This window comes from Okeania sp. SIO2F4 (genome assembly GCF_010672385.1).
In the GTDB taxonomy this organism is placed as follows: Bacteria; Cyanobacteriota; Cyanobacteriia; order Cyanobacteriales; family Microcoleaceae; genus Trichodesmium.
Genome location: NZ_JAAHGT010000187.1, coordinates 1 through 12566, shown reverse-complemented (window position 1 = coordinate 12566; position 12566 = coordinate 1). Strand labels below are relative to the sequence as shown.

Annotated in this window: 9 protein-coding genes; 5 read left to right on the top strand and 4 right to left on the bottom strand. The window is 36.5% G+C overall.

Features of this window, described 5'->3' with window-relative positions:
• The 4 genes from F6K22_RS14185 to F6K22_RS14170 form a co-directional block, all read left to right on the top strand.
• A partial coding sequence (locus F6K22_RS14185) for a 2OG-Fe(II) oxygenase (RefSeq protein ID WP_293098643.1) occupies positions 1-559 on the top strand: 559 nt, incomplete at its 5' end.
• A gap of 806 nt (positions 560-1365) precedes the next feature.
• Positions 1366-1488, top strand: coding sequence for a hypothetical protein (locus tag F6K22_RS14180; protein WP_293098641.1), 123 nt, complete (start codon positions 1366-1368; stop codon positions 1486-1488).
• A 432-nt stretch (positions 1489-1920) separates the two neighbouring features.
• Positions 1921-2133, top strand: a complete 213-nt coding sequence (locus tag F6K22_RS14175; RefSeq protein WP_293098638.1) for a DUF6464 family protein — start codon at positions 1921-1923, stop codon at positions 2131-2133.
• A gap of 522 nt (positions 2134-2655) precedes the next feature.
• Entirely contained in the window at positions 2656-6165 is a 3510-nt protein-coding gene (locus F6K22_RS14170) for a choice-of-anchor I family protein (protein ID WP_293098636.1), read from the top strand.
• Positions 6166-6294: 129 nt separating this feature from the next.
• Here F6K22_RS14170 and F6K22_RS14165 read toward each other — a convergent pair whose 3' ends face one another.
• The 4 genes from F6K22_RS14165 to F6K22_RS14150 form a co-directional block, all read right to left on the bottom strand.
• Positions 6295-7062 (bottom strand): ChaB family protein, encoded by a 768-nt coding sequence (locus F6K22_RS14165; RefSeq protein WP_293098634.1) that lies wholly within the window; start codon positions 7060-7062, stop codon positions 6295-6297.
• A 188-nt stretch (positions 7063-7250) separates the two neighbouring features.
• Positions 7251-7793, bottom strand: coding sequence for a Dps family protein (locus tag F6K22_RS14160; RefSeq protein ID WP_293098632.1), 543 nt, complete (start codon positions 7791-7793; stop codon positions 7251-7253).
• A 146-nt stretch (positions 7794-7939) separates the two neighbouring features.
• A complete protein-coding gene (locus F6K22_RS14155) occupies positions 7940-9139 on the bottom strand; it encodes a YcjF family protein (protein WP_293098629.1) in 1200 nt (399 codons plus the stop codon).
• A gap of 1508 nt (positions 9140-10647) precedes the next feature.
• Positions 10648-11277 carry a hypothetical protein gene (locus tag F6K22_RS14150; RefSeq protein WP_293098627.1) on the bottom strand — a complete coding sequence of 210 codons (630 nt, stop codon included), beginning with the start codon at positions 11275-11277 and terminating at the stop codon, positions 10648-10650.
• A gap of 376 nt (positions 11278-11653) precedes the next feature.
• Here F6K22_RS14150 and F6K22_RS14145 point away from each other — a divergent pair, with 376 nt between their 5' ends.
• Positions 11654-12328 carry a DUF2301 domain-containing membrane protein gene (locus F6K22_RS14145; protein WP_293098625.1) on the top strand — a complete coding sequence of 225 codons (675 nt, stop codon included), beginning with the start codon at positions 11654-11656 and terminating at the stop codon, positions 12326-12328.
• Positions 12329-12566: the final 238 nt, after the last annotated feature.

Sequence of the window (12566 nt, the reverse complement as noted above, 5' to 3'; positions counted from 1 at the left end):
GCCTGAAGACAATCAAAAGGCTATAGAGGAGGCAATTCAAAAACAAGACCAATATATTGAATCAACCACAACAACTAAAGCAGATAAATATCGCCAATCTTATGTACTATTTTCACAATATTTTCCCGAATTATCAGCACTTATTCAAAGCAAAATATTAGAAACCTTGCCAGAAGTATTAACCAAACTAAAGTTTCGTCCCTTCGAGATATCAGAAATTGAAGTGCAACTAACGGCACATAATGATGGATGTTATTACAAAATTCACAATGATGCGGGTAGCGAAAAAACTGCCAGTAGAGAAATTACTTATGTTTATTATTTTTATCAAGAACCCAAAGCTTTTTCTGGAGGTGAACTGAGAATTTATGATACTGAATTGAAAGGTGGTGAAGCAATAACTCATCAGAATTATCAAACTATTACACCTGCTAATAATTCAATCGTCTTTTTTAACAGCCGTTGCCGACATGAAGTAATGCCTGTAATTTGTCCTTCCAGAGCATTTGAAGATAGTCGCTTTACAGTTAATGGTTGGATTAGAAGATTGGTGTCTTGATTCAGTTATCAGTTATTAGTTATCAGTTAGGGCTTGCTAATTAAATATAAAAGCATGACATATAAAGTTTTGAGCTTTTTTATGGTCGAAAAAAGTGCGCCTGTTTCAGTTGAAAACAATCAAAAATTTAGCATTTTGGACAAGAGTTGGGCAAAAAAATTACTCCGCTACTCCTTAAACAGACTTTTTCACCAAGTCCTAGTTATTAGTTGGCCTCCTCGGTTTTAACTTTCCCTGGTCATGCTACTATTCCCTCTTTATCAGAAGAGGGAATATTTTTTTTCTGTTTTACTAAATGGATAAAAGTTACTAAACTCTGTTCTTTTGTCTCTTGCTTCTTGTCTAAAAACAAAAAACATCTTTGACAGCACTCAATATAACTGCTATATATCTCTACTAAACATTAACTTATTATTAATAAATTAGGAGTTGATTTGCTAACCTCTTCAATCTGAAATCTGATACGCGACGCGCTAATTGCAATAATTATTACATACAACTTGAATATTTCTTATTCCGTAAATAAAAAAAAATTGATTTTACGTAAAACTAAGCTTTTTATCTGAAGAATAATTTAGACAAACGTATCAATTATTGAACAGCTAATAATTATTCCTATCTGATTTATAGAAATCGATTAGCCGAGAATTAAAAATTCACCTATTGATACAACTGTACTTTCAGCAAACTCCTAATGTTTAATTTAAAAACTTATTATTCATAGGTGATTTAGTATGTACAATAAATTTGATTTTGTGCTATGGGCATTATCCATAGTATTAATTATAGGATTGCCGAATATAAAAATGAAAAATAATCTGGAAGTCAAACATTTTAATGAATTGGCAGAAGAAATTTTTCATCAGTTTGTTAGTCGCTCCAACGAAGATCCCCCTGTTCCCTATAAAGAAGGTACAAGCCGTGGTTAAATAAACCCGATTATTTCCAATTTTCCGATAAATTTATGTTTGATAACTGAATTTAGAGGTTTGCTATTAACAAGCTTTTAGGTACTTGATTTAAGCTATAAAATAGCCAAAAATGATTAGTAGGAGTGAAAGCCACTTGTTCCTTTAATCTCATGTATAGCAATATGATTTGAGTTGTGAGATATTGCAGATTTTTAGGGAACACTTAACTGGGAACAGGGAACAGAAAACAGAAAATAGGGAACAGGAAATAGAGAAGAAGAAAAAAATGTATCTTAATGAATAAGATAACTGCTATATTTTATACTTTTAAGGAACATCTCAATTCTCAGATTTGATTCCTGATTGCTATAGTTTAAATAGACAACCAGTTTAATCTTTAATTATGCTATATTTAAGTATGAGAATTAATCATAAAAATAGATTGAAAAAATGAAAAACTTAGGAATGGAGAGAATGAGACTACAATCTCATAGCCATATCAAAAGACTAATTGCATACCATCAACAAAAATTAAACTTATTAGCCAAAACAACTGACCGGAAAGCTACCTGCATTTATAATGCTCATTCTCCATTTTTGCTTTGTGCTGTTAACCCAACCGGAAATTGCGACCAATGTCATCATTATCAACCACAAAAATAGTTATTTAGATAACAATAATTTCAAAAAAAGGTCAACTATTAATTACCTAATACCATTTCTCTGTAACAATGCGCTTAATAATTATTGCTCAGACCTGATTACACTGACTATTCTCATCTTTGATATTAAGTGCAACATCAGGTCGAAATGGTATAATACTAATTACCAAAAGTATTGCTATACTTAGGTCACACTTCAGTTATTAAGTAATTAACACATATCTAATCACTTTTTTGCTAATAGTAGCTCAGTTAATGTTTAGTCTTCTTATGTTTACTCCTCCCCACACTCCCCACACTCCCGTACGGACGCCCTTATGCAACGTCCCTACCCCACCCAATTAGATATAGCATTCTTTTTGAGAAATGGTATAACCAGACGATCGCCTGGGGTAGTTGACAATTCCTGAATTATATGTTTAAGAGCAAAGTTTGATTTTTAATTGTCTATTTAAAGTTATTTTAAAGAGAAACTGCTAATATACCCTCGGTGTATTTAACATATCTACAACTAGGAAGATTAATGACTGACCCACAACTCCGAGTATTAGGTACTTATGAAACAGGACTTTTCGATGAGAGTGCTGCTGAAATTCCAGCTTATGACCCCAATACACAAAGAGTGTTTGTTGTCAATGCCAATAGTGCCACTATTGATGTATTAGACATTAGCAATCCGACCAACCCAACTCTCATAAATCAAATAGATGTTTCCCCTTTTGGTGCAGTTGCCAATAGTGTTTCAGTTAATGATGGTATTGTAGCAGTAGCAGTTGAAGCTGACGTCAAACAAGATCCAGGCACAGTTGTCTTTTTCAATGCTGATGGTGAAGAACTCGGTCAAGTTACCGTGGGTGCATTACCAGATATGCTTACCTTCACTTCTGATGGTACAAAAGTTCTAGTTGCAAATGAAGGAGAACCCAACGACGACTACAGTAATGACCCAGAAGGTTCCGTTAGTATTATTGACATTTCTAATGGAGTAAATAATTTAACTCAAGCAAATGTCTCTACCGCCGACTTTACTGCTTTCATTGGTCGCGAAGAGGAATTGCGTTCTCGTGGCGTGCGAATATACGGACCAGGGTCAAATGCAGCTCAAGATCTAGAACCAGAATTTATCGCTCCCTCTGCTGATAACAATACAGCGTTTGTAACTCTGCAAGAAAATAATGCTGTGGCAGTGGTAGATATTAACAATGCAACTATTGTAGATGTTCTACCATTGGGAGTAAAAGACTACAGTCGCGGTCTTCCTAACCTGACACAATTTGAATTTTCCGACCTGCCAGTTTTAGATACAACTGAAGGAGGTGACGAAATTATCCTGGGTGGTTTATCCGGACTATGGTTTGAAGGTGAGGACGAAGACGGCAACTTACAATTTGTTACTGTACCAGACCGCGGACCTAATGGCGCACCCACAGATGTAGACGGTGATGGCGCTAACGAAAGACCATTTGCTCTGCCAGACTATCAAGCAAGAATTGTTCGGTTTACATTAGATGAAGAGAGTGACAATATTGAAATAACTGAAGAAATTCTCCTAACTAGGCAAGACGGTACAACTCCCATCACAGGTTTACCTAATATTCCAGGAATAGATGAAGAACCTGTAGACCTATTTGGCGAACTCCTAGAATATGACCCCTTTGGTGCAGACATGGAAGGTATTGTTATCAACGATGACGGTACTTACTGGACTGTAGACGAATATCGTCCTGCCATTTACCACTTTAATACTGATGGAACACTCATAGATCGCTTTGTACCCCAAGGAACAGGAGCACTAGCAGGAGAAGCAGCAGGAACTTTTGGAACAGAAACCCTACCAGCAGAATATTCTAACCGTCGCCGTAACCGTGGTTTTGAAGCTCTTGCTCTGGATACAGACGAAGGTATTCTCTACACCTTTATTCAAACACCCCTAGCAAACCCTAACCGTGATGCTTCCGACAATTCCAGTGTCATCCGAATGTTAGGTATTGACCCAAATACTGGAGAACCTGTAGCAGAATATGTCTATCTCTTAGAAAAACCAACTTTAGCTCCGGATGACCTTAGTCAATTAGTTGATAAAATGGGAGATGCTGTCTACGATCCAGAGACTGGTAAATTCTTTGTTATAGAAAGAGACTCCTCTATTACTGAAACAGGCAAAAAGTTTATCTTTGAAATAGACCTCAAAGGTGCAACTAATTTACTTGCTGATGATGCGCCAAGTTTACCAGAGGGGGAAACCCTAGAACAACAAACGGCAGATGATTTAGCAGCATTAGGTATTCAAGCAGTTAATAAAATTAAAGTAACTAACCTACCTTCCATTGGTTATATTGCTGGAGACAAAATTGAAGGTCTATCATTACTACCAGATGGACGGTTAGCGGTACTGAATGATAATGACTTCGGTCTCCTAGATCAACAAATTGATAGTGATGGTACTGTTCCTCTCAACCCCGAACCAGTACCAGTAGTTCTAGGTGTAATTGATTTCTCAACACTAAGTAATCAAATTGACCCTAGCGATCGAGATGGTGGGATTAATTTCAATAACTGGCCTGTTTTTGGGTTATTGCAACCAGATAGTATTGCTTCCTTTGCTATAGAGGGTGAAACCTATTATGTCACAGCAGATGAAGGAGATGTCAGAACTTTTGATGCTCTTGATGAAGAAGCGCGGGTAGGAGATGAAGATTATGTACTCGACCCGGATGTTTTTGATGTTGCTGCAATTGAGAATGATGCTGCTTTAGGTCGTCTGAGGGTGACAACGGAAGACGGCGATATTGATGGTGATGGCGACTACGACCAAATTGTTACTTATGGTGGTCGCTCTTTCAGTGTTTGGGATCGTGCTGGTAACTTGGTGTTTAACAGTGGTGATGATTTTGAACAAACTACTGCAGAGCAACTACTAAATAACTTCAATTCTGACCGGGATGAAAATACTTTTGATACTCGTAGCGATAACTTTGGTCCTGAACCTGAAGCTATAACCACAGGAGTTTTAGATGGTAAAACCTATGCTTTTATTGGTCTAGAACGCACAGGGGGAATCATGGTTTATGATGTTAGCAACCCCACTGAACCAAGTTTTGTGCAATATATCAATAACCGTGACTTCTCCGTTGAATTTGATACTGATGCGGATGGTGACCCAGACCCAACCCCAGAACAACTATCAGCAGCAGGAGATTTAGCTCCAGAAGGGTTTGTGTTTATCTCCCCAGAAGATAGTCCTAATGGAGAGGCGTTATTAGTAGTTGGTAATGAAATTAGTGGTACTACTACTGTTTATGAATTTACAGCTAACCAGACTATCGCGGGAACTTCAGGACCTGATAACCTAGAAGGTGGTACGGGTAATGACAATATTGATGGTCTCGGTGGTAATGATACTCTGAGTGGTCTGGGTGGTAGCGATACTATTAATGGTGCTGCTGGGGACGATGAGATTAATGGCAATCGTGGAGATGACCGTGTTAGTGGTGGTGATGGTAATGACCGTGTTAATGGTGGTTTGGAAAACGATACTATTTTTGGCGGGAATGGAGATGATACCTTAATAGGTCGTCTAGGTAATGACAGGATGTTAGGAGGTAGTGGGGAAGATATTCTCAGTGGTGGTCAAGGTCGCGATCGCCTCAATGGTGGTGCGGGTGATGATACCCTAACTGGTGGCGCGAGTATTGACCGCTTTATTTTTGCTGCTAATAGTGAATTTAGTCAAGTAGACCTAGGGATAGATGAAATTACAGATTTCAACCCAGACTTAGATTTAATTCTGCTGGACTTGACGACTTTCACAGAAATTACCACTGCTTCTGGTGAAAATATTGGGGATGAGTTTGCCACCGTAGAAAATAATAGCGATGCTGCTACCAGCGACGCTATTATTGTTTACAACTCTACTAATGGTGCTTTGTTCTACAATGCTAATGGTAGTGAGAATGGTTTTGGAAATGGCAGTCAGTTTGCTACTCTAAGTGGTAACCCCACTATCACGGCGGAAGATTTTGTCATCAGATAATATTTCTATCTTATCAAGATTGACTCAGCAATTTTAGCAATTTTCATTTTGGTAGACTACAGTAGGGAGGTTCAATGGAAACTCCCTACAATAATTACTGCAATATCTCGATTCTACATTCCGCAGGTTTTAAGCAGTTACTTTTTGCTTAGACCAAATCCCATTTTCATCTTCCTCATAATCCTGATGTATTTTATCCCAGGCAGCTTGTTCTGCTTTTGACTCATCATCTGTTTGATCTAACACAGAATTGTAGCGGTCGATGAAAACTTTCTGAGCATCTGCCGATAAATGAGAACGAACTTCAGGGGATAAATCTTCTGGACTATTGCAGCGACCAGGACAAGGACGAGGTAAGGTGCGATCGCTAATATGAACTTCTTCCCCACCAGCACTTTCCATCAACAGTTGATATTCTCCAGATTTATTGGCAGGAACTTCTGCCATCACTAAAAATTCTCCAGCTTTCAAGCGAGTTTCGTAGATGGCAGCTTTGTCCTTCGACATTCCTAAAGTTGTCAGTACAGAAGCTAAACCTGCACCAGCACTACCAGCAATAGCACCAGTAGCAGCACCCAATAACACGGAACTAATAGGACCTGCTGCCACCACCGATCCGACAAAAGGAATGAATAGTACACCCACTCCTGTGAGCAAACTTAATAGAGAACCAAACAGGGAACCAAAAATTGCTCCTGTTCGCAGACCGCCCACAATTACATCTTTCTTGCTAATAAAACCAGTAATGCGAGTTTGAGACTCAAAGTTTCTCCCCATCACAGAGATATTTTCTCTGGGAACGTTACGCTTTAGTAGGCGATCGATAACATCATTAACTTGAGGTTCTTGTTTAAAAATTGCAGAAATTGTCTGTTCTGCTTTATATTCTTGTACCATAAATAAATATTGACTCTTGATTATGTGCAGTTAATTTGGAGTAAGGAAATTACGACTTACACAGTAGCTTACCCATAAAGTGCGTTGCAACGCACCCGAAAATAATTTGGCGTAAGTCATGAAAATTATTCAGGCAGGTTATAACCCACCTCTACAGAAAATATTTTGAGGGTAGTCGCGAGCTTATGTTATCTTGCTTCTACAGTAGTTGGAGTTTCAACCCCTAGTCTGTTTCCATTGCTCTCAATGACTTCCCCCTCAATAAAGGAGCGTAGCATCCAAGCCATTTCTTCATGCTGTTCCATTAACCCAGTTAAAAAGTCAGCTGTTCCTTCATCGTGGTATTTTTCAGAACATTCATCAATATGCTCTCGTAAGTTACGGATAACTTGTTCGTGGTCTTTTAGCAGTTGTGCCACCATTTGATTAGGTGCAGGTATATTACCAGCATCCTCTTTAATGGAAGCTTGTTCTAGAAAACCTTTTGCTGTACCTATTGGATAACCACCCAAAGCACGGACTCTCTCAGCACAGTCATCAATGTTAGTTGTTAATGCTTGATAATGTTCTTCCCAAAGTTGATGCAATGTTCTAAATTGAGGACCTATTACATCCCAATGGTATTTTTTCGTCTTAATTAAAAGTAGGTATAAATCTGATAAATCTTTATTTAGTAGTATGATTACACCTTGGCGTTGTTCTTGTGTTAAACCAATATTTAGCTTAGACATAAAATTGTTTTGTTTTAACTTCATCTATCATTATTAAAACAATTTTAAAGTTTTTTTCACATCTATCAACAGTAGTAAGTCTTAAATATCCTGTAAATTATCAAATTCTTACTTTTGATAGATCGTAAATCTGACAATTTAAAAAATTAGTAGTCAATTTCCAGACTGCTTAAATCTATTTCAAATTTTTGAGCGATCGCATCTAAGATTTGCTGCTCTTTAGGAGTAATAATATTGTCTAATTTGGCAATACGATAAGAATGTGCTAATACTGACATAGCTAAATATGGAGAAAGATTTTCTAAAAGTATTTCCAAAGGTAGAGGATTATCTAAATGATTTGCAATTGTCTCTATTGAAGCTGGTGCAACCATTTGTAATTCAGGCAGAATATCTGACCAAGATTTATCAGGATAAGAAGCTAAAATCATGTGAACTAATATCTGGTCAATTATAACAAACTGTTCCTGCGTATTATATTGTAAATTAGCTTCTGTTACTTGTTGAAAAGTTTCTAATTTTTCTGTATTTAAAGTTCCATTCAATTTTGCTTCATAAAATTGGCAAGCAGTATACCCTAAAGTGTAGAGCATCACAGCATTTGTCGAAGCACCAACCACAGGCCCAACAGCCGGAATAATTTCTACGAAACTCAAGCCACCTTTCAACACATTTCCGCCCATAGATAAGCCAAAAATTCCTAGAACTTCTCCTCGACGAGCAGGTTCATTTAAGTCTAAACCATAGGCTGCAGCTATCTGATAAACCATTTCTGATTGTAATTTTGTTGTAGCTGCTAATTCTACACCAAATAAAGCTAAAGCAATAGGAGGAATAGCATTGGTTATCATGCCAAGTTTACCTGCTTCCCAAGCTTGATTAAGTATGAGCCGATGAGCAATTTGATTAGGTGTTTCTTGGGGATATTTTAGTTTAGTTTCTCTTAGTTTTATTTGAATTTTATCTACATCAACTTCTCCCAAAATTGACATAATCCATTGGGTTCCCCATAGTTTACTAATAAATTTTAATAGAGGATTTTCTGAGATTATTTGTAAGGTTTTTCCTGTTTGCTCTGTGACAGATTCTAATAATTGATGTGCCTCTTTTGAAGTTGTTTCTATGAAATCTTGGAGTAATGTTCCAGCTTCGGCAACGTTGTCTATAATTTCTAGAGCTGTTTTCGTAGAAGAGTCAATAGTTAACTCTTCTACCTGACTTGCAGTATCAGTGAGATTATTAGATGATATTAATTTTTTTTGTGCATCAGGGTTACTCTCCACATTGTCAGTATTTGTTGTAGGTATATCTTGTGTATCTTGATTGTTAATTTGATTATTCTTCATAATTGTTTTCCTGTAAATTTTCACTTAAAAATTGTTCTTGTTAATTTTGACAGCTTATATGACGAAATAGATCGAGATATATAAGCTGACAAATACAAATATTAATTATAAAATAATTTATTTATACAGATTATATCTAGTATACCCAGATAGATATTGTCAGTTTCTCAACAAATTATAAAGTATTTCTCAAGACAGATTGACAAGAATGAAGTGATTTGAGTAGAGTCCCTGAGATTTACCTGATTTACAGCAGTTTCTGAAGTTATGAGGTATATAAATTGATGGTTAATGGGAGTAGGTTAGAGGTAGGGACGTTGCATCTAACGTTCTTAGAGCCTAAAGAAAATGGGTCGGAGGATAGGGAAAAAGCGAAAAATTACCCTGTTAATTGTACCAAATTAGCGATCGAATCTGCTGTATTAATCTGAAGATAAGTTATACAAAGTGTGAAAAAAAATATTAGGAATTTAGGAGACACTAACCCAAAGATTACCCATTGTCCATCAATTTGAAATTAAAATTATCTCTATTCCAGCCTCCCCTATCCCCTATTCTCTTTTTCAATAAACTGGTATGACAAAGCAAGTGACTCCGTAATGTTAACAGTAGGAAATCATAATATTGGTTTAAAGCTCTAACCATGCTAGTAAAATTTCCAAAACTATCGCTCCCAATAATACCAATTTGATAAATTTTTGTTACAAATAATATTACCAATAGATAATAGACATCTCCAAAAATAAAAAATGAAATCAATTCAAGATATGAAATAAACAATTTCATTCCCTATTCCCTATTCTCTATTCCCTATTCCCTGACTTCTGCAAGAAGTCTAATGGATAATTGATAATTAATCAATTCGGCTTTATTGCCTTCTATTTCAAGAGAAAAAGCGGTCGTTTAGCGCTCCGCACAACTACGTTTTTCATGTCGCGCAGCGTTAACGCCGACTTGAATTGCGGAGCTTGGAGTAGGATGGGATGGCGAGGTTTCCCTCTGAATGGAGAGTGGCTCCGAAGTGCGCCAGATCCAATCTCCCCTTGAGAAGAAAAAAAATTCCTTGAGCGCCAATCCTATCCGTTATAAGAAGAGGTAATTATTAATTATTAATTGTTAATTATTAATTATTGAAGAACCTTTTAATCAAATACCAGCAGATAATCTTCAAAATACACCTATTCTAATTCGATTATGGGGTGAGGCAACAAGTCACGCTCAATAAGCAATATTAAAGAATCTATAATTAGTTTTTCGCTCATCATATTTAATATAATATGCTTTGACCGAAAAATTAAGATTTAAAGCCTATCTTTAATCGGGGATAAAAAAAGAAAAAACTTTGCTTTTAACCAATCCTCTTCTTAAAAATAAGAGGTAATTATTAATTATTAAAAGTAATTTTTAATTTTCGCTCAATCTTTCAACTCTGATTCTTCCTTCAAAAAGAATAAGTTAGTGGCGCTCCAGCCAATAACTAATAGCTAAATACTTACAATATAATTACTTCAGTCACAATAAGTAAAAAACCACATCGAATAATCTTCTAATAATTCAGCATTAATAGAATCTTCTACAACTGTTTCTAAATCCGCTAGTGGCAATGTAAACTTTCGATTATCTGTAGTGCGTTCCAATACAGCTAAAATTCCGTATTCGACATCTAATTTATTATCTAATTTTAACAGATTAAATTTATCTGTGTAAGATGGTTGTGTCTTTTTTAGCTTTTGATATTCTTTTTTACTTCCTGGACCCATTGTATAATGTTCTTCCCATTCAAATTCTTCCATACCTGTAACTAAACAAGGAATTGTCAGATTTTGCTTCAGATATTTTAAATACTTTTTTAAATTAGTCGGATTAACTTCTAGATTTGTAGTGCCGAAAATTTCCTCTAATTTTTGTTCAAAAACTTCCCAATGAATTTGTTCTGCTTCATCTTCTCCTTCTATCCCTTGAAAAGCACCTATCTGCTGTAAAAAATCTTCAATAGGTACAGTTATCGTTAGATTTTCTCCGCCATTCACTTTAGGAGTTTTCCCTGATACAATAGTCTCATCAATTTCAATTGGTCTGAGCTCTCTGGTATCAGGTTGAGACTTATTTTTATTTTGTCTTTGATTAGATTTTGGCATGAAGTTTTCCCTTTATCCAGGTTTATTATTAAAAAATATACAGTTAATAGAAATGTATAGCATTTCTCATCCAGGTAGAGTATTTTAGTTACTAGATTTCCTGTTCCCTAAAACCACAAATTTTCCACCCGATCTAACCCTTGCATTATTGTCATTATTAACTTATAATTTACGTCTAGCTCTGCTTGGTTAGATTGCTTTCCTAGGTCATGCTCTGCAAACTTGCCTTGCAACTAATGCCTGTGGACGAGGTACTGCCGACAGCCTCGGTTGCATCAGGAAATCAACATTAAACTCGCACTCGATCTTAATGTCGGCATGAGACCCAAACCATAAGGTAAGTTGGGGTCGGGAGAATTGAAAAAAGCAGTAAACTATGACACAAATACTACAATCTCCAGAACCAATAGTTTATCAAGGACAGTTCGGAGATTTTACCATAACTAAAAGCGATCGCCTGGGTGTGATTATTTACCGTACTGGCTTAATGATAGCTGCCCTTAGTTTTACATTAGGCAGTGTCCTAGTCTTATGGCAAGGTGAAAATCCAACTGTTATTCAAGCACTTACGCCCCTAATTGGCTGTTTTTGTCTAGCTTTAGGTGTAAGTTTGGCCACTATTCATATTTATATGGCCAGCTTACACCGAATACTCCAGCTATTTTGGCTTATAGGGGCCATTACCACGGTAATCTTAGCAATTAACAGTAGTGAGCCCCTTGCCTTAACAGTTTACAACAATCCAGTCACTATTTTTGGCGTAGGTTTTACTTTTGCTGCTTTGACTGGTATTTATTTCAAAGAAGCTTTTTGCTTTAACCGTCTGGAAACTAAATTACTCACACCTTTGGTGCCTTTTTTACTCCTGTCTCATCTAGTTGGTTTTTTATCAATTGAAATGAAAGAATTTTTATTAGGAATTTGGGCGTTCCTATTTATAATTTTTGCTATCCGAAAGGCATTTCAAGCAATACCTCCAGATATTGGTGATAAGAGTGTTTTTGAATATCTACATCAACAAAAAAATCTGGAAAAAGCCGCTCATAGTTAGCTAATGGGTAGGGTGGGCAAATATGACTAGTAGCTTGTCTAGACTAAAACTGTGGTTCATTTGTAAAATCTAACCCCCCAACCCCACAACTATTCCCCCTTACCCCACGAGTGAAAGCTATCCCTTATAAAGAATTCCTAAGACCCTTTTATGATAGGGAGATGGGGGGGTGGGGAGATGGGGAGGTCGGGGGAGTTTAGCCTCTAATTAAATACGTTTACTCTCCCGAAATATCCAA